Annotated in this window: 17 protein-coding genes; 5 read left to right on the top strand and 12 right to left on the bottom strand. The window is 42.8% G+C overall.

The window, feature by feature from the left end; translation table 11 throughout:
• Positions 1-53: 53 nt before the first annotated feature.
• The gene (locus tag BW961_RS04970; protein WP_211269752.1) at positions 54-1055 is read right to left on the bottom strand and encodes an alpha/beta hydrolase; all 1002 of its coding nucleotides are present in this window, start codon (positions 1053-1055) and stop codon (positions 54-56) included.
• 363 nt (positions 1056-1418) lie between these two features.
• Positions 1419-1787, bottom strand: a complete 369-nt coding sequence (locus BW961_RS04965) for a DUF4180 domain-containing protein (protein ID WP_068581482.1) — start codon at positions 1785-1787, stop codon at positions 1419-1421.
• A 309-nt stretch (positions 1788-2096) separates the two neighbouring features.
• On the opposite strand from BW961_RS04965, the gene BW961_RS04960 reads away from it, so the two are divergent.
• Together BW961_RS04960 and BW961_RS04955 are read left to right on the top strand one after the other, a co-directional pair.
• The gene (locus BW961_RS04960) at positions 2097-2525 is read left to right on the top strand and encodes a MarR family winged helix-turn-helix transcriptional regulator (protein WP_139331534.1); all 429 of its coding nucleotides are present in this window, start codon (positions 2097-2099) and stop codon (positions 2523-2525) included.
• 31 nt (positions 2526-2556) lie between these two features.
• Positions 2557-4188, top strand: a complete 1632-nt coding sequence (locus BW961_RS04955; RefSeq protein WP_068581477.1) for a DHA2 family efflux MFS transporter permease subunit — start codon at positions 2557-2559, stop codon at positions 4186-4188.
• 314 nt (positions 4189-4502) lie between these two features.
• Here BW961_RS04955 and BW961_RS04950 read toward each other — a convergent pair whose 3' ends face one another.
• From BW961_RS04950 to BW961_RS04930, 5 genes are all read right to left on the bottom strand, one after another.
• Positions 4503-6215 carry an alpha-keto acid decarboxylase family protein gene (locus BW961_RS04950; protein ID WP_068581473.1) on the bottom strand — a complete coding sequence of 571 codons (1713 nt, stop codon included), beginning with the start codon at positions 6213-6215 and terminating at the stop codon, positions 4503-4505.
• Between the two features lie 166 nt (positions 6216-6381).
• Positions 6382-8817, bottom strand: a complete 2436-nt coding sequence (gene uvrA, locus BW961_RS04945) for an excinuclease ABC subunit UvrA (protein WP_068581471.1) — start codon at positions 8815-8817, stop codon at positions 6382-6384.
• 173 nt (positions 8818-8990) lie between these two features.
• Positions 8991-9500 carry a GNAT family N-acetyltransferase gene (locus tag BW961_RS04940; protein ID WP_068581468.1) on the bottom strand — a complete coding sequence of 170 codons (510 nt, stop codon included), beginning with the start codon at positions 9498-9500 and terminating at the stop codon, positions 8991-8993.
• Between the two features lie 37 nt (positions 9501-9537).
• Positions 9538-10161, bottom strand: coding sequence for an HAD family hydrolase (locus BW961_RS04935; RefSeq protein ID WP_068581935.1), 624 nt, complete (start codon positions 10159-10161; stop codon positions 9538-9540).
• Positions 10162-10233: 72 nt separating this feature from the next.
• Positions 10234-11184, bottom strand: coding sequence for a LacI family DNA-binding transcriptional regulator (locus tag BW961_RS04930; protein WP_068581465.1), 951 nt, complete (start codon positions 11182-11184; stop codon positions 10234-10236).
• Between the two features lie 190 nt (positions 11185-11374).
• Between BW961_RS04930 and BW961_RS04925 the strand changes: the two genes are divergently transcribed.
• The 3 genes from BW961_RS04925 to BW961_RS04915 all read left to right on the top strand — a co-directional run bounded on the left by BW961_RS04925 (position 11375) and on the right by BW961_RS04915 (position 20560).
• Positions 11375-12016: a class I SAM-dependent methyltransferase gene (locus tag BW961_RS04925; protein ID WP_068581462.1), complete on the top strand. Its 642-nt coding sequence runs from the start codon at positions 11375-11377 to the stop codon at positions 12014-12016.
• 130 nt (positions 12017-12146) lie between these two features.
• On the top strand, positions 12147-18878 hold the full coding sequence (locus BW961_RS04920; RefSeq protein ID WP_139331543.1) for a DUF7507 domain-containing protein: 6732 nt from the start codon (positions 12147-12149) through the stop codon (positions 18876-18878).
• Positions 18875-20560: a CARDB domain-containing protein gene (locus BW961_RS04915; protein WP_068581456.1), complete on the top strand. Its 1686-nt coding sequence runs from the start codon at positions 18875-18877 to the stop codon at positions 20558-20560. Before BW961_RS04920 ends, BW961_RS04915 begins: the two co-directional genes overlap by 4 nt.
• Positions 20561-20736: 176 nt before the next feature.
• Here the strand turns inward: BW961_RS04915 and BW961_RS04910 are convergent, their stop codons facing one another.
• The 5 genes from BW961_RS04910 to BW961_RS04890 all read right to left on the bottom strand — a co-directional run bounded on the left by BW961_RS04910 (position 20737) and on the right by BW961_RS04890 (position 24195).
• The gene (locus BW961_RS04910; protein WP_068581453.1) at positions 20737-21636 is read right to left on the bottom strand and encodes a hypothetical protein; all 900 of its coding nucleotides are present in this window, start codon (positions 21634-21636) and stop codon (positions 20737-20739) included.
• Positions 21637-21811: 175 nt separating this feature from the next.
• Positions 21812-22039, bottom strand: a complete 228-nt coding sequence (locus BW961_RS04905) for a DUF896 domain-containing protein (RefSeq protein ID WP_170878527.1) — start codon at positions 22037-22039, stop codon at positions 21812-21814.
• 44 nt (positions 22040-22083) lie between these two features.
• Complete coding sequence (locus BW961_RS04900; RefSeq protein WP_068581449.1) at positions 22084-23076, bottom strand: LLM class flavin-dependent oxidoreductase; 993 nt, start codon at positions 23074-23076, stop codon at positions 22084-22086.
• Positions 23077-23119: 43 nt separating this feature from the next.
• On the bottom strand, positions 23120-23602 hold the full coding sequence (locus BW961_RS04895) for an RrF2 family transcriptional regulator (protein WP_068581447.1): 483 nt from the start codon (positions 23600-23602) through the stop codon (positions 23120-23122).
• A gap of 245 nt (positions 23603-23847) precedes the next feature.
• A complete protein-coding gene (locus BW961_RS04890; protein ID WP_068581445.1) occupies positions 23848-24195 on the bottom strand; it encodes a hypothetical protein in 348 nt (115 codons plus the stop codon).
• Positions 24196-24328 lie beyond the last annotated feature (133 nt).

Here is a 24328-nt window from a genome sequence, read left to right as displayed (position 1 = left end):
TTCATTTGTCATGATACGTGGTTTCTTGAAATTGGAGTCTTTAGTTCAAACTTCTAAGAACGATCAGAATTATGTTTGTTATTAGTACACACCCATGCAGCGAAAGCATCGATGCCATCCATAACTGCTTCGTTACGTATAGAGTGAAACAGATCTAGATTATGCTCAGCACCCGGTAGCTCAGCGTACACAACTGGGCTTTGCGAGATGCTGCGGAGCTTTTGGGCGAAGTGATGCGCATCTTGGACAGGCAGCGATGTATCTCGGTCACCGTGTATTACGAAGAATGGTGGTGCATCCTTTCGGATTCGTGTTAGTGGTGATGCCTGTTCCCATGCTTCACGGTCCTCAGCCGGTGAACTTTTCATAATTGATGCCAGAAATCCGGTTCGGTCTCGCCCCGAGTCAGTCCAAGTACCATTGGTGTCGAGCCAGTCATAGTCACCGTACAGGTTGATGGCTGCGCTGACCGACGTATCTACATTTTCGAATCCGGGTTGTAGCTTAGGATCATTTGAAGTAAGGGCGGCCAATGCGGCCAACTGAGCTCCTGAGGAAGACCCAGCGACGAATATACTATCAGGATTAGCGCCGTATTGTTTGCCGTATTCTCGTATCCAAGCGATAACCTTCTTTGCATCGATAAGCTGGTCGGGAAATGTTGCGGCTGGGCTCAAGCGATAGTTGGCGCTGACACAGACCCACCCCTGGCTCGCGAGACGATATAGGAGCGGAAGAGCCTGACGGTTCTTACTGCCGCTGACCATAGCCCCGCCATGAAAATGTATGAGTACCGGTCGGTTGGTAGGTAACGATTTGTGACGATAGATATCCAGTAAATGATGCACGCCTGCGTCACCATACTGTATATTAGCTATCCGCTTAACATCGTGGCGTCGTACGAAGAATGGTCCAAGCAGGGCCGTGAACGTAAATCTATTATGTAACCGCCTGGCAATCTTCGCGTCAATAGAATCACGCCACCTCTGCCCAAGGTTATCATCCAGGCCGCGATTGACTACTGGGGCGGCCTGTAGCCCCCAATGGATTATCACTAAGAGTCCTGCCACCGCCAAAATTGTCAATCCAAAGGCCAACCAACCGACCAGAGAACTAACGTCCCCCTGACTAAATGCCAACCACGTCTCCCCAAAAAGCCAGAAGAGTGCAAGGAAAGGTAGCTCATTGATTACTCCGAAGTAAAATCCTAACGAATTAAACATTCTTGGCCAGTTTCGCGGTGCCACGACGTAGTACGTGCACCAAGCGAGGAGCAGCGAGGGAATGAGGTAACCAATGGGTACAGACGACATCGTCATCAGCTTCTTTCAATAATAGTATATAGCTAATTCTATGTCTTACTTGCGCTCTTCCATCCATCAATTTAATTGATTTAACTTTTCAATATGCCGAAGTGTTTAATCGATACTGTGCAGAGCATGAAGTGCGGCCTGTTTATCTTTTAGAAAGAACACTCGCTTACCTTTATTACATTCATAAATAAAATCCTTCAGACTCTTGCTGTCATACCCCTCAAAATCTCCAACAATTGCGATTGTAACATTATAGTTCATATATTTTTGCAGAATCTCACCGGCAAGTTTGGTTCTTAAATCGAAGAATTCCTCTGTTATGTTCGATTTATTAATCATTATTTTATCGCATCCATCGGTGTACTTAATAGAAGCCATCAAATCTAGTGCCCCTTGAACATCACTTATTTCGATCTCTGAGCTTTCTACTATGGCAACCTTGGATTTATCCTTTTGGTCAATGTATATTTGCATTTCCACTGCACCTTTCACGATTAGTATGATTTAATTTCATATTTTAACATAGACAATTCAGGTCTTCTAGATCAACGTTGCCTTGTAAGATTGGACGTCCTTATCATGTTTCGCTTCCTTATTAGAAGATGAACGTCTATGGAGGATAAATCTATATGTAATCTTATGCATACGGTCTCGTGTAAATTGATTGTTGACGGGTTTGAAAATAAATGATATATTACCTCAAGCTAATTAGTTTAGTGCTTAATCATTTAGTATTTAACTAAATTTTAAAGTATTATACTGATTTATTAAGGAGGTACCATTTTGTCTAATAATGAAGGGTTTTATGAAATCTCCTCCATGTTCAAAACTTTTTTAAAAGGAATCACCCAAGACTGGAACAAACAAGGACACGAATTAAGTATGACGCAGTGCAAGACGCTGTATTCGTTATCTAAAAAAGGTCCGCAAAAGGTATCACAACTAGCTAGTTCTCTACACTTTACTGCAGCAGCAATCACAGGCATAACAGATCATTTATTCGCTGAAGGTTACGTGAATAAGGAGCGTGCAGAATCTGACAGGAGAGTTGTAAATATTACAATAACGAAGAAAGGAGAAGACATGATCAAGGGTCTGATGGAAAATCAACGAGAACTTATGGGGAATTACTTTAAAGTATTGCCCGATGAGGATATCGTTCATTTGAGAAGGATCTTTGCTACTTTAATTTCAAAAATAGATAATAGCTAAAAATTATAAAGAAGTGGTGAGAAAACAACATATGGAACATTTATCAAGTAAACGAAAACTCAGTATTATGATTGCTATTATGGCCGCGATGTTGTTCGCAGCGATTAATCAGACAATTACAAGCACAGCAATGCCACGTATCATCGCCATTCTGGATGGTATGGACTTATATACTTGGACAATCAATATTTACTTATTGACATCAACAATTGCAACGGTTCTTGTCGGCAAACTATCTGATATGTTCGGCCGTAAACCCTTTCTATTAGCAGGGATACTGCTATTTATGGTTGGGGCCTTCCTTACGGGTACGTCGACAGACGTTTATCAATTTATTATTTATCGCGGTATTCAAGGGATTGGCGCTGGTATTATCCAATCTACTGCATTTACAGCTGTAGGGGACTTATTCCCTCCACGTGAACGCGGTAAATGGATGGGTCTCATGATGGCCGTATTCGGTTTTTCCAGTGTACTCGGTCCCACACTTGGTGGATATTTGATTGACCATCTAGATTGGCACTGGTTGTTCTGGATCTTCCTACCGCTAGGTATCGTAGCATTCGTAATGATTCTTGCCTTGTTCCCTAAAGTTGAACGTGGGACAGCAACAAGTATTGACTTTTTAGGTTCGTTATTTCTAACTACGACTATTGTTCCATTGCTTCTTGCTTTCACATGGGCTGGTACGCAATATGCATGGGGATCTCCACAAATCCTTAGTCTTTTGGGAGGAACTGTCGTTTCGGCTCTTATCTTCATATTCATAGAGTCCCAAGTAAAGAACCCAATATTGCCACTTCATCTGTTTAAGAACAACGTCGTTACCATTTCCAATATTATTGGATTTATCATGAATTTCGGTATGATGGGTGCGATGATCTATCTATCCTTCTTCGTACAAGGTGTACTCGGTATCTCCGCAACATATGCTGGATATGTAACGATGCCTATGTCCATCGTTATGGTTGTTGCTAGTGCCGTTACAGGTCAAAGAATGGCCAAAAAAGGAAAATACAAACGTTATGCCTTAATTGGAATACCAATTATGATAGCTGGTATGGCGATTATGGTATTTATGAATAATGTACCAATGGCAATTCTCAGTATGGGGGTATTTGGTCTAGGACTGGGATTAGGGATGCCTGTATTCTCATTGGCTACACAAAATGCCGTTACTCACAAAGAATTGGGTGTAGCAACAGCCTCTTCTCAATTATTCCGTAATTTGGGCGGTACGATCGGAATTGCAGTTATGGGTACGGTTATGGCAAATCATCTAACTAAGAACTTGAAAGATGCTTTGCAATCATCATCTGCACCTGATTTCAGTAAGATGGATCCGAAATTAGCTGAGCAAATGCTTGCTTTCGCGAATCCACAAGCACTGATGAATAAGCCTTTACTCGAAAAAACACAAGCTAGTCTTCCCGCTGATGCTCAGGTTGTATTCGCACAAATGATTGACAGTATCCGTGATGCTTTGGGTCAATCATTATCATCCGTGTTCTTGACAGGAATGATCGTGCTATGTGTTGCCTTTGTGCTAGTCTTCTTCCTGAAGGAGCTTCCACTTAGAACATCGAACGAAGTTCCATCTCCGGATAAAGCACCACTAGATAATAAAGCTAACGCTAAAGAACTAGCTATGGAGAATGCTTAACCTTAAAGTGATGTTGCCATACCTGTTATGTCATGGGTATCTACTAAACATTAAACAACATAAAAACTGCAACTTAGCCAATGAAGATTGGTTACGTTGCAGTTTTTTTATAGCGTCGATTCCGCTTGGCTTACCAGATACGACAGTTGAGAAGTATGGACTGATTAGACTTGTCGCAGCTTACTTTCGGGAAGCCCCTCAGACAAGTTTCTCACCTAGGCCGAAAATCACCAGAAAATCGATGATCGACCACATCAAATAAGACATCGTCACCCGAACAATAGGGTGAATAGCTGTACTTTAACTTTACCATTTTAGCTACGTTCCTTCTCTTGCTGCTCCATATGCTTGCGCATTTCATGCATATATTCCGGTGCATCCATGAGGTCGGTGACAATCATTTCGATGATACATAGCCTGTTATTACATTCCGTTTCTGCGCGTGATATGGCATGATCAAGGTCTTTATTACTTCGAACGATCACTGTAAAAGCCTCTCCTCCGAAAGCCTCTGCTAACTTCGTGTAAGACCAACTTGGAACTTTATTGTAAATCTGCCCTTCGGTCTTAACATTTAAATACTTCTCGACTGTATACCCATAGTTGTTTAATACAAAAATGATCGGTTTACAGCCGTAATACAGCATCGAACTAATCTCCTGAGCGGTAAGCTGTAAAGCGCCATCACCCGTAAAGAGTAATACCCGACGCTTTGGAGCCGCTATACAGGCGCCATAAGCCGATGGGGTTGCATAACCAATGGATTGCCATCCACCTTGTGCGATAAAAGTTACATCCCGTGGCAGACCAACTTGGGTCATGCCGTAATATAATGTGCCCGTTTCTGCAATCACGATATCGCGTTCTTTAAACATGTGCTGGAAGCGAGGATAATAAGACGCCGCTGCGAGTAAATCTTCAGGCTTGTCCGTCATGGTATCATAAGGAAACGTTCCTTTCATGACCTGACTTTGCTGCTTGTAGCCTATGCTCTGCAAACCAAGGAGCATATCTTCCGCTAGCACATTGGGATACTCCGCTCCTCCGACCTTCACCATATCCGGTTGGATCTCCACCATCTGAAGTGGATTCAGCTTAGCCGTGAAATTTCCTGTATTCGCATCCGCCCACACCAATCCCACCGCAATGACACATTCTGCGTTCTCAACTGTACTGCTTACTACTGGACTACCAAACGCACCTCCATACATTCCTATGAATAAAGGATGACTTTCGTCGAAAGACCCTTTTCCAAAAAGCGTGGATGCGACTGGAACATTCAAAGACTCGGCCAGTTTACGTACATATTCTTGCAGACCAAAGCGCGTCGTTATGACATCTACCAGTAGAACCGTGTTCTGAGATTTACTCAGCAGCTGCTTAGCATGGTCCAATGCTGCCTGCAACGTTGTCTGATTCGATTGAGCCTGAGCTGGAACAACTTCTTGGTGGACTATGATTGGCTTCATAACCAGATCATTGGCGACTACTAAATAGACGGGTTTCTTTTTCTGCTTCGCAATACGAATGGCATTCGGAATCTCGATCGCTGCATTTTCAAGTGTAAGAACTGCGGTGTAAGCTGTGATGTGCTCATATACTTGGCGAAATACATCATAATTCCCATCCAATAAGGTATGATGCATTAGCTTGTGTTTCTTCTGATCCATATCAGGGGGCGCTCCGACGATATGAATAATGGGTACATTCTCGCTGTAGGCCCCAGCAATTGCATTACATGCACTCATTTCCCCTACACCAAACGTCGTAATGAGCGCGGAAATCCCCTTAATTCTAGCATAGGCATCAGCTGCATATCCTGAATTCAGTTCATTTCTTCCATTGATGAATTGAATACCTGGGTATCTCTCAAGACTATCAAGTAACGTGAAATTATAATCACCAGGCACACCCAAAATTTCAGTAATTCCCTCTCGCTTTAGGCAATCGTACAGATACACGCCTAATGACTTTTGTATCATCGTTCCGTTCTGGGCAGGTTTATTCATATCAATGTTATTTCCCATTGCTACAATGCACTCCTTATCCGATTCCTTCATTAATGTTCTGTATACCTTTTCCCTTTCTTGGAAAGCTTATTCGGTTGGCATGTAGATACAGCAAAAAGAGTGTGAGTTCATACTCACACTCTTTAACGATTGAACTAAAGCGCCATCTAAGTGATTTACGCCATTACACCATATAAGGAACTAAAAACGCACCTGTACACGATTCTTTAACCGCAGCTACTTCGCGTGGCGTTCCACTTGCAACCAACTTCCCACCTGCCGTTCCGCCTCCAGGTCCCATGTCGATTACCCAATCCGCTGCTGCTATTAAATCTGTATTGTGTTCAACCATAATCACTGAATTCCCAGCTTCAACTAGCTTGCTCAACAACACATAGAGATTGTGTACATCAAGTGGATGTAATCCAGTAGAAGGTTCATCTAGTAGGTACAAGGTGTGACCCGCCGCTGACTTACTTAACTCTCTAGCAAGCTTTAAGCGCTGCCCTTCTCCACCGGAAAGTGTAGGTAACGCCTGACCCCATTGTAAGTATCCTAGCCCAACCTCACATAAAAGTTCTAGTAGCTTCAACATTTTCTTTTGCTTCATAAATAAATGTTGGCTCTCTTCAATACTTAGCTCTAGGAAATCTGAAATGGTATAGCCTTCATACGTAACAGCTAGAACTTCTTCCTTGAACCGCTTACCATGGCATTCAGGACATTCGACTTGCAAATGAGATAAGAAGTGCATATCCACGGATACTTGTCCCAACCCTTCACATCGATCACATCTCCCACCTGCTGTATTAAAGGAGAAGTGCTTATCCTTCAAACCTCTCTCCTTCGCTTCTGGTAAAGCTGCAAAAATCTTACGCAAGTACGTGAATAAATCGATATAGGTGGATACGTTGGATCGTTGCATTCTTGAAAGTGGCGATTGATCGACTGTGATCATATTATTGATCGCATCTAGTCCAATGATCGAACGACATCCCGGAATGTGTACCTTGCCATGTTCCGCAGTAGCTAACAAATCAAAGACGAGTGATGATTTACCTGATCCAGATACCCCGGATACAGCAATCAAGGAGCCTAGTGGAAAAGAAACCGTCACGTTCTGTAAATTATGAAGTGTAGCTTCATGAATCGTAATCAAATCTCCGTTGCCCTTACGTTCCTTCGATACGAGCTTGTCATTAGCTTTAAGATAACGTCCTGTGACAGAATCCGGCTGATCCATTAGTTCTGCAAGGGTACCTTGACCCACAATTTCTCCGCCAAAACGTCCCGCTCCGGGACCCACATCAATGACATGATCCGCCTCTTGGATGACACGTTCATCATGCTCAATGACTAGAACTGTATTACCAAGGTCACGTAACTGTTTCATAATGTGAACAAGTCCATCCGTGTCCTTCGGATGTAATCCTGAAGTAGGTTCATCTAACAAATATAAGACACCGGTCAGACCTGAACCAAGAATAGAAGCAAGTCTTAATCGCTGAGCTTCCCCCCCAGACAACGTTATAGTGTTTCGATCAAGGGATATATAACCTAAACCAACATGTATGATTCGTTTAATCTTGATAAGCAAGTCATGCAGTACTGTCTCTAGTAAGGAGTCTCCCTCCTGATGATACTTCGATTGAACACGTTCAATCCAGATACTGAACTCATCTAACGACAAGATAGATAATCCTGGCAATGTTTGATCTTCAACGGTCACACGACGACTTTCTTCCTTTAATCGTTCCCCTCCGCAATCGTGACATGTCTGAGTGAGGAATAGAGTAGTATCATTCGATTGTCCATCCTTTTCTTTGTAGCGCCGCCACATCGCGGTTACCACACCTTCAAATTTCCCTTTCGTTACCGTCTTGGGTGGCGTGATGTCTGGGATATGACGAGTGAACTCTTCCGCTTCCACACCATATAGCAGCATGTCCCACTGTACTTCACTATAGGTATTCAGAGGCTGATCTCCACTCATTGGAATCCCGTAATGTTTACCTGCTGCCTCAAGGATAGCGATCTGATAATCAATAAACATACCATTCCAGAAGGTTACAGAACCTTCTCTGATACTTTTCTCTTTATCAAACACAGCTTCTAGATTAACCTCAACGACATTTCCTAGACCACTACACGTCGGGCATGCACCGTCAGGTGTGTTAAAGGAAAAGTCCGACTTGGTCAATGGGGCATGGGAATGGTTACATACTGGGCAAGTAATAGGTTCTGCATTATCTGCAACTGGAGGTGGGATCAAGGCTTCGCAGTGATTACAGCGTCTTACCCCTTTCTTCTGATACACAAGTCGCAAATACGTATACATATCGGTTACTGTTCCAACCGTTGAACGAGGATTACGATTCGTCACATGTTGACCTACGGAGATCGATGGCGAAAGACCAATGATCGAATCTACCTTAGGTTTCTGAATCGACTCTGCAGACAATCCACTAGACTCCATATATTGACGCTGACATTCCCGTTGAAGTATATCCATCGCAAGTGTCGATTTCCCTGATCCTGACGGTCCAGTAACTACGACTAGTTTGTGTTTGGGAATATCCAGTGTGATATTTTTTAAGTTATTTTCTCTTGCACCTTGAATCCGATCATCCTAACTATTAATAAACGTAATCGTCAGCAGTTATATGGTGTTCATCAATTGGTCGAACGTTTTACATTCTACATTTTCTCAAACATACCAGATACCAGATAACAAATAAACAATCGAACATCTTTCACCGTTCGATTGCTTATCTTTTTATAGCCTAATCAGACTCATCTTTGGATCTTATAATATATAAATGTTGCATGTAATACTCTATCGATAGACATCGTATAGTTTGGAATGCGTCCCACCTGAATGTAACCGAGTGAAGTATACAGGTGATTTGTTGGCTCTCCTGCTCGTGTATTCAGAAATAATAAAGACCTATCTACTTGCTTGGCTCTTATTCCTGCCTTGTTCATAAGCATACGACCGAACCCTTGTCGTCGATCATTAGGATGAATCATTAATTTAGCGATTTCAACGCTATGATCACCGTTCTCTTGATTACATAAATGTAACTGAACACTTCCGACGATTGATTCATTTATGGTGGCAACCAATAGAATCACTTCAGGCCCAAGTATATTCAGCCAATATTGTCGAGCATCCGATAGACTTAGTGAAGGTAAGAACCCCATCGCAGACCCAACTTCTTCTACTTCTAATAGAAGGGCTGCAAGCTCATCAACATATTCTGCGACGGATGTGATTTCCTTAACGGTTACATCTTCGACCATGCCATTCCCTCCCTATTTATTTGATGAAAAGGATGGGTTAGTTCGAGAGTAACGTAATCACGTCAATAGGTTGTTCAAGCTTATATTTAGCGGGTATACTCTCATGATTTTTACAGCCCCAGAGCGCTAATCCAAAATCTACTCCAGCATCTCTTGCACATTCATAATCATAAATGGTATCTCCAATATATATAGATGATTTAGGATCAGCACCAGAGATCTCCAAATACTTCAACAGCGGATCCGGATTAGGCTTGTGCTTCAACGTATCATCTGCACAGACTACATGTGTTAAATTGTCCATCAGACCAAATGGCACGAAATCATCTTGTAATTCCTGCGATGTCTTCGAAGTAACTATACCTTGGTTGATATTCCTTTGTTTCAAAGTAACTAACAACTCAGTAATCCCACCGAATACCTCAATCGTATGATAGAAGTCCTTCATAAAGTGCTCCCAACGCGCATGAGCCTTAGCAATATCACGAACCCCTAACTCTTTTAACGAGTACACACCTGGAATTCCTAGTACAAAATATAATTCATGTGATTCATAATGAAAATCATAGTCTATCTTTAGCATCTTTTGAAGTGAACCCAAAACTGCTCTTTCTGTATCAATGAGTGTGCCATCTACATCAAAAATAATCGTATTATACATTTCCATTCATCCTCCCAAAGTATCTATCTCTTGAGACCATGGTAAAGTATGAAATGGATTTCATGTCAACACTTAAATTGACGATCGATGGATTATTCGATATGGAATCTCAATTTTATGTTGCGATTTATGAATGATAAGTTCAAATGCTTGTTCCCCAACTTTAATTAATTGATGATCAACAGAGGTAAGTCCTAATCCCACACCAATCGGTTGATTTTCTTGTCCCATAATCGCTAGATCCTGTGGGACTTTTAAATTCATCGATTGTGCATACAGATAAATACCACCCGCAACCTCATCCCCATTGGCATAGATTGCTGTTGGTCTCGTATCTAGGTTCAGTAATTGACTTCCAGCCTGAATCCCATCTTCAACACTATAACAATCAGATATGTGAAGTTCTGCAGGAAGTTCCCCAAATGTATTATTGTAGGCATCGAGCGTCTGTCGGGTGCTAATGCTCTCCAGACCTCTTCCTCTTGTTATAGCTACTCTTGTATGTCCTTTATCTTTGAGATACTGAAAGGCTTCAAGATAAGACGCATATCTGTCAATATAGGAACAGCCGATCTCGGGATGATCCGTATATTCACAGCAAACGACAGGCCCATAATGGGTATAGGGTATGATCGTCTCCCAATCATTTGAACGCGAAGTAATGATGATACCGTCTAGTACTTTGTTTTTGAGCATAGACAGATAGGCTAATTCTCTATCTTTATTATATTTAGTCGGAAGTACTGTTACGGAATAATCCTTTTCTATTGATGCATTAAGCACGCCATGTAACATTTGATCAAATGCTTGATTGTTGTTATATGGGATGATGACACCTATCATTCTTGTTTCCCTGCGTATTAAATCAACTGCGCTTTTGTTAGGGGTATAATCCATTTCGTCGATCACTTTCTGTACGGCAGATCGTTTGTCTTCAGAGACATATTTATGGTTGTTTAATACCCTTGATACAGTCGTTACTGACACACCGGCCAATTTAGCTATCTCATTAATATTAGCCATACCCCAACCTCCATTTTCGCTATCATATCACTATTTTCATATGTATCTCCATGAATATCGGTATTCCTTCTTCAATAATATCATGCTTCTCTACAACTTCCGATTCTATTAGGCATCAGTCGGATGCACGACACGCAGGTATTAATACAATAAAGATGAACCTATTTACCTCACAAAGGGAGTGGTCATCTTGAGAATAGATATAGGGTGCGGTTCCAACAAAGAAAAAGGATATCTAGGAATTGATCTTGTTGAGGGCCCCGAAGTAGATATTGTCTGTGACATCAATCAAGGAATCCCGCTATCAGACAATTCTGTTGAGTTTGTGATGGCTAGTCGAGTACTCCCTTATGTCAGTGATTTGTTTGCGGTCATGTCAGAGATTCAAAGAATATGTGTTCATAAGGCTGTTGTCTGCATTCTTGCTCCTTATACTCACAGCTTTTATCATATGTCTAATCCCACTTTCAAACAAAAGTTTGACGAATACACACCTCGTTATTTCACAGGACAATTTTTCCAACCCACACAAAGTCCGATTTCACCGGAGATTCCGGATTACCCTGCTCCTATACCACCATTCGATTACCGACTGCTACGGATGGAATTATTCTACCAAATCCCTTACCAACAATCACTTTACGAGATTGAAGAACTTGAAATGCTGAAGACGTTACAAGCGAATGTTGTTCATGAAATAATGTACCATTTCACTGTATCCAAGAAGGAAATCACGATCCAAGAACTCGAGTTCATGAGCCGAATGCGTTACCCTGAGCCTCGGGCTGTGATAGAACGCAGACTGAGATCATCCCAACAAGACTTTTTTTGAGTTGAAGTATTAGGACATACAAATATGCCTCCTCCACTTCATAGACTAATTTATGACAGTAAGATCGTGCACTGTCCTTTATAGAGAGGGCTTACGATCTATGTGTAGTTCACAGTAGTCAATGAAGGAGGTGAGAAAGATTCCACTAGTCGTTCGGACTACGGTTAATGCAACAGGAGCTATCACGTTTACTGGAAACACACTCGGTCTAAGTCGTTCCGATACGGTAGGTGTTCCCGGTACACAGGACAGTATTGGTGGCTTTACGACAGTGAATACAGCATCTGTATATCTCTCATATCCAAGCGGAACCACAAGTCTGTATCAGAGTAACAGCTCAGCAGCTATCCTAGTACTACCGTCTGGAAGCACGGTCATGTATGCAGAACTCATCTGGGGCGGTACTTACATTAACGGTACCATAAATCTTACCACTTCTATTAACAACCCTGTTTCTTTTATAAATCCTGCAGGAAGCACGTTTAGCATTACGCCAGATGCTGCGACTGCAAACGTGGTCGATTTGGGTAATGGCGCTTCCGCATATGTTCGTTCAGCCAACGTCACGACCATCGTTCAACAGGGCGGAGCGGGAAGCTATACCACAGGCGGCGTTGTCGGCACAATTATTATCCCCGGCGATTCTACAGCGAATCATGCCGGCTGGACGTTAGGTGTTATTTATCAGAATCCTGCACTTCCCTTCCGAAATATGTCACTTCGTGCAGGAGCTGTGCTTGTACAAGCAACCTCCGCTCCGGTCACTACCACGATAACCGGTTTTGCTACACCCATTACAGGTGCACTCGGTGGCAGAACGCTTTTCAGTGCACAAGAAGGTGATGCGAATCGTTCAGGTGATCAAGCGCTGTTTGGTCCCACTTCTGCTACCCAAGTTGCATTGTCAGGGCCCAATAACTTTGCCAACAACTTTTTTGCTTCGCAGATTAATAATGACGCAGGTCAACTGAATACTACAGGTACGTTCGGCACGCGTAATCAAACGAATGGAAATCCGGGCACGAATATTATCGGTGGCAGGCAAGGTTGGGATATCACCAATGTCGATGTCTCGGCAAGACTCATTAACAATCAATCCTCAGCTATACTTACGTTGACTACCTCAGGGGATGCATATGTTGTCAACGGGAACGCAATTCAAGTAGATATTAATGCCCCCAAAATCAATCTTACTAAAAGTGCCAATGTCTCGGGACCGATCGTTGGTGATACGGTAACTTACACCGTGACCATCAGCAATACTGGTACAGCTGGAGCTGCTAGCGTTGTATTGTCTGATATTCTACCTACAGGATCTACCTTCGTAAGCGGAAGCGTTGTGGTGGCCGGCGTCTCGAAGCCTTCATTTGATATTACTGCCGGTATTCCATTAGGATCGTTCGCTTTGAATACAACTGTGATTGTTACATATCAAGCTAAAATAACCTCATTGCCCAGTCCGCAAACAGTAGCTAATATGGCTAACGCAGCTTTTACATTTCAAAGTGTTGCCGGGGGAGATTTCATTTCCGGCGTTATCCCTTCCAATACAGTCACACTCCCGGTATATTCGCCTGTTATGAAAATTGTTAAAAGCGCAAGTACAACGAATGCTTCCGTTGGTAACCAGATCACGTATACACTTCAAATTTCAAATGCTGGAAACATTGGTGCAACTACAACGATAACTGATAACATTTCTACTGGGAGCACCTACGTAGCAGGCAGCTTCACTGTTAATGGGACAGCTGTAGCTGGTAATCCTGCCACAGGAATAGCTATTGGTACAATCGCCTCCGGTGGAAGTTCGACTGTTCAGTTTCGCGTATTGGTAAACAGTCTACCCTCACCTCCACAATTAGTCGATCAAGCGTCCGCTGCTTACACTTTCCTTGTACCCGATGGGAGGACCGTATCAGGGTCTGCCACTTCTAATACGCTTTCTATTCCAGTTACTTTACCCAATGTTACAGTCGTCAAAAGCGCAAGTTTCACAGATGTAGCCGTCGGTGATACGTTACTTTACACATCAGTTATTAGTAACAACGGTATTGAGTTGGTAACTGGTGTTACCCTCTCCGACACCATACCTGCCGGAAGCACGTTTGTACCGGGCAGTGTGATTGTGGCCAGTACTTCACGCCCCACAGCTGATCCTGGAACAGGAATCTCTGTTGGAACGATCGCTAAAGCTACTAGTGTAACCGTCACTTTTCAAGTTAACATCACTTCTCTTCCTAGCCCCGCCCAACTGTTAAACCAGTCACAAGCATCCTATAGTTCGGGCGCATTTTCAGCAATCTCACTTTCTAACACCACCACTACCCCTGTGTATCAACCTGTTATTGGTATTGTAAAGAGTGCACGCACGCCCAGTGCAACTGTGGGTGGAAACGTTCAATATACGCTCAATGTACAAAATTCCGGGAATATTGCTGCGACTGTTGTTCTCACAGACAATATCCCTACGGGATCTACCTTTGTTCCAGGCAGTGTAACTGTCAATGGTGTTGTACGTCCTACAGACTCTCCAACAGTAGGGATTGGCCTTGGATCATTGGCTCCTGGAGCCACAGTATCCGTTATATTTTCAACGACAGTACAGACGTTGCCATCACCACCCGTTCTCATTAATCAAGGCAGCAGCAGTTATACGTATCAGTTACCGAGTGGGAGATCACTAGCCGGAACTAGTCTCTCTAATACGATCAGTATTCCGGTCACCGCCCCAAACATCTCTGTTAGTAAAACCGCAAGTGTAACGACAGCCGCTGTAGGTGAGAATCTGATCTACACGGTTTCCATAACAAATACTAGTGGTGTTAGCGTCAATAATGTGGTTGTATCCGATCCCATCCCATCGGGAGGAACATTTATTACTGGGAGTGTCATTGTAAACGGTACGTCTGTTCCTGCAGCCAATCCTGGAGCGGGAATTTCCTTAGCCAGCATTGCACCGGGTGCTTTGGTTAAGGTGACTTTTGGAGTGAATGTTACCTCACTACCCAATCCGGCTGAATTCGATAATCGTGCAAGTGTATCTTTTACATCAGGCGCCTTTAGCGGAACTTCTTTGTCGAGTCTGGTAGTAACACCTATCTATCAACCCATCATCCAAATCGTGAAAAGCGCCAATACAGCACTTGCGTCCGAAGGTAGTTCTATGTCCTACTCCATTTCAGTCCGCAACACCGGAAATATTGCTGCCAGCTTGATATTGACAGATATTCTACCACCGCAAGCCGTTTTCAACACCAACAGTGTTATTATCGGCAGTACCCCTGTACCAGGGATCAGTCCGGCAACAGGTATTCCTGTTGGGCCTCTTTCCCCTGGTGACAGTGTCGTCGTTAGCTTTCTTGTTACCGTTGTTGGACTGCCTCCTTCACAGCAGTTGCTTAACTCTGCAACTGCAACATACAGCTTCACCCTTCCTGATGGACGTCAGCTAGGCGGGAATGCTACTTCAAATACGCTCTCTGTCCCTGTCTCTGCTCCCAATATCAATGTCGTAAAAAGCGTGTCCGCGACGTCTGTCGTAACTGGTGACACTATAACGTTCACCTCGGTACTGACGAATAATAGCGTAGCGGGTGTAAGCAATATCATTTTCGGGGATTCGTTGCCCGAGAATGTATCCTTCATTCCCGGAACCGTGATTGTGAGCGGCGTCACTCAGCCGCTAGCAGTACCGTCTGCCGGTATTCCAATCGGTAACTTGGCCCCAGCGGCCTCTGCTACCGTAACATTTGAGGTGAAGATAACCATGCCGATTCCTTCACAGATTAACAATCAGTCAACAGTCAGCTTTACATCCGGTGTATTCTCAGGTTCTTCGTCCTCCAACGTGACTACTACGCCAGTCACGCAACCGCAGATTTCATTAGTGAAAAGCGCACAAGATCCCGACGGTGATAGTAGCCCTGTTGTTGGTGAGTCTATCATTTATACAGTTGTTATCAGCAATGCTGGAAATCTTACTGCTAATGTAACTCTGTTCGATACTATCCCTGCCAGTACAACCTTTAGTCCCAACAGCGTTATTGTTGGTGGCATGCCTCAACCTGGTTCAGCACCAGATACTGGCATTAATGTTGGTGTTGTTGCACCAGGAACGAGTGTGACCATAAGTTTTGCAGTTAATATCACGTCGTTGCCATCACCTCAGTTGATCAGCAACCAAGCGTCTTCGACGTTCACGTATACCACACCTGACGGAAGAACTCTTAGTGGAACAGCTCTATCAAACACCGTCACAATGTCAGTCTCGGCTCCGAATGTTAAAGTTATAAAGAGCACACCTTCAACAGCTGTTGCTATCGGTGATACCGTTACCTATTCCATAAATATAACGAACGCAGGAGTAGACTCTGTAGATAATGTACAGTTGAACGATCCTACTCCTGAAGGAGCAGTATTTGTAACAGGTAGCGTATTCTGGAATGGGGTTTCTCTTCCAACCGCGAATCCTGCTTCGGGCATAACGATTGGTACCTTGATCGCAGGTGCTAGCGGAATGCTTACTTACAAAATATTAATTACATCTGTTCCCGTCAGTGCTTCCATTGTCAACCAGGCTACGGTCACTTATAATTCAGGTGTGTTCTCCAGTTCCACTTTTTCCAATACCGTCGTTGTGCCTGTATACCAACCTAATATTTCTGTTGCCAAGAGTGCAAGTACATCCAATGCAACCGTTGGCGATACGGTAACTTATTCGCTATTAGTCAATAATACGGGCAACTATCCAGCCAATTTAACCATAACGGACATCATTCCTTCAGGCACCACTTTTCTACCTAACAGTGTATTGGTAAATGGCTTGCCGCTACCTCAGGCGGATCCGGCTACAGGTATTGCTGCTGGAACCATTAATGCAAATGGTACAACTACGGTATTGTTCTCGGTTGAAATCACAACGTTACCTAATCCGCAGCTACTTGTTAATCAGGCTACCGCAGCCTATAGTTTCACATTACCCGATGGACGTACACTAAGTGGGTCTTCCCTTTCGAATTCTGTCACCATTCCGGTCTCATCTCCGAATGTTGCTGTCGTTAAATCAACCTCTACAACAGCAACTACAATAGGAGATACCATTGTGTATTCTGTAAGTATTACAAATAACGGAATAGCCAATGTTAATAATGTCATCTTCACGGATGCACTCCCTGCAGGTACGAACTTTATAGCAGGCAGTGTAACCGTAGATGGCGTTGCGCGTCCAGCAGTTTCGCCATCTACGGGAGTAACCATCAGTAACTTATCTCCGGGAGGATCGACTACAATTACCTTTAGCGTTACGGTAACTTCACTCACACCTTCAGGGGTGCTTAATAATCAATCATCCGTTGTGTATACGTCTGGCGCTTTATCAAATGTCGCATTCTCTAATATTGTCTCAACACCTGAATATCAACCTATTCTGGGCGCAGTAAAAAGCTCAAGCACCGTCAACGCCACCGTTGGAGATACGATTACTTACACAGTTCTCGTCAGTAATACTGGTAACTTTGGAGCAACAGCAACACTAAGTGATAGTATCCCAGCAGGGACAACTTTTGTACCTAACAGTGTCATTGTGCAAGGTTCGCTTGTTCCAGGAGCTGATCCAGCCTCAGGAATTCCACTTGGAGCGATAGCTGCTGGGTCAAGTCTATCTGTCATGTTCTCAGTTATTATAAGCACGCTGCCCGCAAGCCAACAGTTGAAGAACCAGTCCTCCATATCGTTTTCTTATACTTTACCTGATGGCCGAACGTTTAACGGAACAATAATCTCCAACACCAATCTAATTTCAGTATCGTCTCCAAATGTAACAGTTACCAAGGTTTCAACCGCTACTGACGCTGTAGTTGGAGATACCATACCTTATCAATTGACGATCACAAACAATGGCATCGAGAATATTAGCAATGTTGTACTTAGTGATCCTATACCTGCGGGCTCAACCTTTGTTTCCGGTAGTGTCATCGTTGATGGCACTACGCGTCCGACAGCTAATCCTGCTTCAGGAATCTCTCTTGGCACTCTCGCCCCAGGCGCCTCTTTCCTTGTCTCCTTCAATATAATTGTGAATGTACTGCCTAATCCGGCTAGCCTTAGCAATCAGGCTTCCGCAACCTTTACGTCTGGTGTATTCTTTGGCTCGTCCTTTTCGAATACACTGGTTATTCCGGTGTATCAACCTATCCTTGTTATTCTGAAAAGCGCAAATACGACCAACGCAACCGTTGGGGATACCATTACTTATTCTTTGAATGTCTCGAACACGGGTAACCTGCCTGCGAACGTCACTATTGCGGATACAGTACCTGCTGGTGCCATATTCGTTCCAAACAGTGTTCTTGTTAATGGCGTACCTCAACCAGGAGCTGATCCTGCCGGTGGACTAAATATTGGTACGATTGCTCCAGGAGCTACAGTTACAGTAACGCTCACATTCCAAGTTACCGTAGCGACATTGCCTAATCCGCAGCAGCTCGTAAATCAAGCAACCGGAACGTTTACGTTCACTCCACCAGACGGACGTCTCCTCTCTGGCACATCACTTTCTAATGTGCTTATCATCCCAGTATCTTCACCTAACGTTACCGTAGTTAAAAGCACACCGGCTACGGACGCAATTGTGGGAGATATCATCACTTACACGATTGTTGCTACGAATAACGGCATAGAGTCTGTAAATAACGTTATTCTTATTGACCCTATTCCAGCAGGCAGTCAGTTTGTTGTCGGCAGTGTAATCGTAGATGGAATAGCCCGTCCTACTGGAAATCCAGCATCTGGTATCAGCATCGGTATCATTGCAGCCGGAGCTTCGACAACTGTGGTATTCCAGGTTCAGGTAATCGCTATATGACCAGTGGCTCACGTCCTTATCCTGTCGTATCTAATCAGTCAATGGTGCACTTCAGTTCGGCAGCGGGTGTTGACAGTATTGCGTATTCGAATATCGTCGATACCCCGGTCGTGGGCCCAGTCCTTTCATTGATCAAAAGCGCGGACAAAGTCCGCGCTTCCTTGGGTGAGACGATTGTTTATACAATCATTGCCGACAATACCGGTAATACGGCTGCTGAGTTAACTGTTTACGATACACTACCCGAAGGGGTATCCTTTATTCTTAACAGTGTTTTAAGAAACGGCATTTTATTGCCGGGAGTGAATCCAGTATCAGGCATTCCCGCGGGGACACTAACACCGGAGAGTCAGGTCATCATATCTTTTCAAGTTATCGTTGTATCCTTACCCCCAGACCTGACCTTACTCAATAAGGCACTTTGTAAATTCACCTTCGTAACCCCCGAAGGCCGTGTAATAACAGACGAACTATATTCTAATACGGTAACCATCTCTTTAATTGCATTTCAGATCTGCACTTCATTAGCTGCGAATACATCGACAACTTTTGTCGGGGATGTTGTAACCTATACGTTACAGATAATAAACGAGGGAATTCAATCTTTGCAGGATGTCATAGCGGTAATTCCGGTTCCTGAAGGAGCTGTCTTCATAACCGGAAGCGTCATCGTATCAGGCATATATTATCCTGAATCTGACCCAAATATTGGGATTAACCTCGGCACCTTAAGTGCAGGCACAAACATTGAGATATCTTTTCGTGTCAGTATTGTGGAGGTTCCTCCAACTTCAACGTTGATTAACACCGCTACGGTCTCTTATGTAGTTGATGGAAATGAGTACAACACGGAGAGCAACACAGTTGTGGTGGTTGTCGTCTCTCCTGATGTTACGATTAGTAAAATAGTTGATCTTTCCATCGCTGCTCCTGGAGACTCATTAAGTTACGAACTTACAGTAAGGAATAATGGTAATATCGCGGTGGATGCGATATTAATCGATGTCATTCCATCAGGTACTCTATTCGTATGGGATAGCGTGCTAGTAAATGGAGTCGTTATGAAAGGTGTTCTACCTGATTCAGGAATTACATTATCCACATTAAGCCCGGGAACCGTAACCGTAGTGCAATTCAAAGTAACGATAGCTATGGCCATTAACATTTATGAAATATCAGAAATCCAGAATCAAGGCTCGTTACAATATACTTTTCTTTTGCCTGACGGTCGAACTGTAAGACAATTATCCCGTTCTAACGTAGTCACTACGTATATATTCACACCGCTCATTTCTCTAGAAATTTGTGTCGATCCTACCTGCATAGAACTAGGTGGACGTGTGAAGTTCAAGTTATTACTTAGTAATACAGGTAATTGGCCTGCAGAAGTGTCACTCATCCAACTCTATCCTGAGGGAACCACGCTGGATTCGAATACAATCACGATCGATGGCATTTCTTCTCCCCAGAATCCATTTAATGGGACGATCCCATTGAATACAGTGAATGCTGGCATTACAGTACGCATCACCTACATTATTACCGTTAACGAGTATCTACTAAGCCACTTTCTCAAAGGGTTTTCTTCAGCAATTTACCAGTTCATTCTAGATGAACGTACGTATGTAGGCAAAGTCCAATCCAATAGTTATACGATCACTGTGGAAGAGTTCAGTGAATAAAGAAGATAAACCTATTTATCACAATAAAATGCTCCGTGCTTAAGGAGCATCTTAAGACAGTCCGAACCTACCGTAGCAACAAAAAATAGAGGGGTTATTTCCCTCTATTTTTTGTTGCTACGATGATTATATTTCCCACTGCATTTCCCACTTAAATGAACATCGTTCATTTAGAGCTATTCCATGTTGGATAACAACTTACAGATTCCCACCTCTGCCTCGGATCGCTCACTCGAATCTAACCGATTCAGTAGGTTAAGGGCAGCGTAGGGTACTTTGATTGCATGCGGATCGTTAAAGGTTTTCCCCCAATATTCCGGTGCAACAATTGAAGTGTACAGTGGTTCCTTTATTTCATCTACAATAAAATCAGGTCCCTGTCTGTTTAAATACATCTGAACCCTATGATTTCTCATTCCTGACTCTACGATCTCCTGAAATCCGAATTTCTCAAGTTCTAACAAAGCATGGGCGTGTGTGATCCCATGTTCTTTTTCTCCGCTGAAGAAATATCTTTGACCATCGATAGCTTGATTGGGAATCACCGTGTTAAGCTCCACAAGTGCCTGCTTCACCATCTGATCGCTATCCTTGTAAGATGGGATGTCACACGCATCATCAGTAGAAACGTCAAAGTAATTATCAATGCCCCAATAACGATTCGGGCGATCTTCTGTGGTGCTTTCCAACATCTTTACTAACCCATCCACAATACTGGGAGCAATCAGCTTTGGACAATCCCTCAATGCTTTGAGTCCCAAAATTCCCAGTGCAAAACCATGGCCAGACGAACGAAGGGTCTCTCCATTCTTTTTCAATGCATGAATCACGTGATCCAGTAAAGATGGATCGGCTTCTTCTGGTTCCATTGGGGCAAACCACTCTACATGCTTCGTGCGATACATTTCACATGTTCTAACAAGTCCATTCAGAACATGTTCAGGTAGCTCATTTTCATGTGCCATATAATATCCAGCCAAAAGTGCAGCACCGTAATGACCATCAAACCAATCCAACTGACCACCACGTGCCATTCCCACTAAACCTAATTCTAAATATGATTTCAATCGCTCCATTGCAAACTCTCCTCATGACTATTTGTTATTATTAGCCACTATATATTATACATATATGTATGTAAAGTATATTTAATGTGAATTCGTGTTAATTACACTAAATACGAAGAGACAGCCAAGAACATGATAATCATGTTCTTGACTGTCTCGGTTAAAGCGTTATTTAAATTGAGACTTATTTATCGGACAACTTTTCTTTCACTTCACGTACTTTATCTGGTGTAACATCATTTCCAAGTGGATCAACTACTGTTAATCCTGTAATCGTGTTGAGAACTTGACCTCGAATTTCACGTAAGTAGTCTTCACGTAATGCTTGTTGCTCAACCTTTTCTGCATTGGTTAGGCCTTCTCCACGTTGTTTTCTTGCTAATTCATTAATACGATCTATACTGTTTATCATCTGTATTCCCCATCCTTTAATCTATTATGATTCTTTATTTTATTCTAAAATAGCTCCCGTGCCAATAAGCGATATACTTCCAACCGTTTCTCTTGTGAATGTGGAATGCTGCAAATCATTGCTTCATCGAAGCCATATTTCGCTTGTTCTTCTTGTAACAACGTTGCTATGTCTTTAGCCGCTCCCACGAGATGTAGTTTTCGACTTTCTTTCAGTTGCATGCGATCGATTTCGGTCAATGGATAATTCTGAGCTTCTTCTGGTGTTAGCAATTGTGTAATCTTGCCCTTCATCATACTTAAACGAAAGATATCTTGAGGCAGCGCTTCGAACTCTGCCTCTTCTTTCGTCTCCGCCGTTGTCACCATGTACGTCACGTTAATATCAGGTTTATCCATAAATGCGGAAGGTTTAAAGTTATTCTTATAGGTATCTAAAATCTCTTTGGACATTGCACCATTGAAGAATTGAGCGAACGAATACCCAACACCCATCTCAGCTGCTTTCAATGCACTGCTACCGCTCGAACCTAACAGCCAAGCTTCAGGTAATACGATTTGAGTCGGTGTCGCAAGTGTTTTATCGTATAAAGGATCTTGTGGCACGATATCATTGATCAACTGTAATGCTGTATCAAACTTCGTATACATGTTGTTCAACATGAGTTGACGACCTTCAGATAATGCATACATACCGTTGGTATCTCCTCCAGGAGCTCGACCAACCCCGAAATCAATTCGTCCAGGAGAGAAAGCACTAAGTGTTTTAAACACTTCTGCAAGTTTCAGTGGGGAATAATGCATCATCATAACGCCACCCGTACCGATACGAATGTTGTTGGTTTTGGCTGCCAAGTGAGCTGCGGTCACTTCAGGAGCCGAACTTGCGAACGTGTTAGATCCATGATGCTCTGCCATCCACATTCTAACGTAACCTAATTCATCTGCCAATATAGCGAGTTCTTCTGCCTTTTTCAAGGCATCCTGTGCCGTGTTCCCCTTCGTAACAGGTGCTTGATCCAATACGCTTAATCTCATGTGTTTAACATCCCTTCTCTGTCGAATCTAATCCCTATACTTGTTACAAGACCATTTTCTCGTTAACCCAAGTTTGTAAACATTCTACTTTTGTTTTAAAACGATCTTTATGAATGTCATCGAACATCGATGCAACGGTTTCTCTTTTCAATACCGATTTCCAAGAAGATTCCGCTTCTTTCATTAACTCCGTTAACAAACAACATTGATCTTCAGCTTGTAACTCAAGCATATCGTTAAATATCCCACTAGAAGAATAAAGCGTCTGTTGTCCCTCAATCGCAATATATATATCGTATATCCGAATCTCTTCAGGTTTCTTCTTTAATTTGAACCCACCTTTTACACCTGGAACAGAAGTAATCAAATCTGCACTGACTAACTTTCTTAACAGTTTCTGAAAATAGGTTGCTGAAGCACCTAATTGTTGACTGATCGCTTCACCAGGTAATACCGCTTTGTCTGGCAACATATTTAGTAGCAAAATGGCATATGCGGATTGTTCGACACCGGTTTTCATATGCATTAGAAATCACCTCGATTAACTTTTACTAACACGGATAATCATTGTCTACGTTATATTATACTATATCATTTCTTTATGAAAGTAAACACGAAGAACCCTCGAAGTCGCGCTTCAAGGGTTCTTGGCCTCAGCAATGTTGCCAGAGGTTGTTTATATGTATGCATCAAATTTTACTTATCATAGTCCCCGAGATCTAAACCACGTAAGGATGTAGTCAGGGGGCAATATGCCCCCCTCCTGCTGTATCATCTAAAATACAAATTCTGAATTCTAAATGATGCTAAGCTTTGCGTAGTTTCAATTGTGTATGCCCCACTAGGTAAGTTAGGTACAACAAACGAATCGGTGCCCGAATCACCTGTTCCAATTCCACCAAACGTGTAATGAGAATTCTGATATACGACTGTTCCACTTTCATTATATACAATAACGCCGTAAGGATAATGACCAGAAGGTCCACCGTATTGACCAATAATAACGAGTTCTCCTTGGCCTTGAATTTGTTGACTCGTTGTACTCGCAAAAGCTGACAGAGGAAGCATCGTAAACACTAGGACAAATAGCATAATAATAGATAGTGTTTTTCTTTTCATAATCATCAATCCTCTCAGTATATTTAATGGGGGAAGGAGTAAAGTCAGAGAAGATCGATAGCTGGCCAGCGTTTCTATTAAATATTCAAATCCCCATCCATAAATTACCATATTATAGTATATTTTGTAAACA

Source organism: Paenibacillus macquariensis, from assembly GCF_900156375.1.
Classification (GTDB): Bacteria; Bacillota; Bacilli; order Paenibacillales; family Paenibacillaceae; genus Paenibacillus_AQ; species Paenibacillus_AQ macquariensis.
This window is presented reverse-complemented; position numbering and strand designations above follow the sequence as displayed.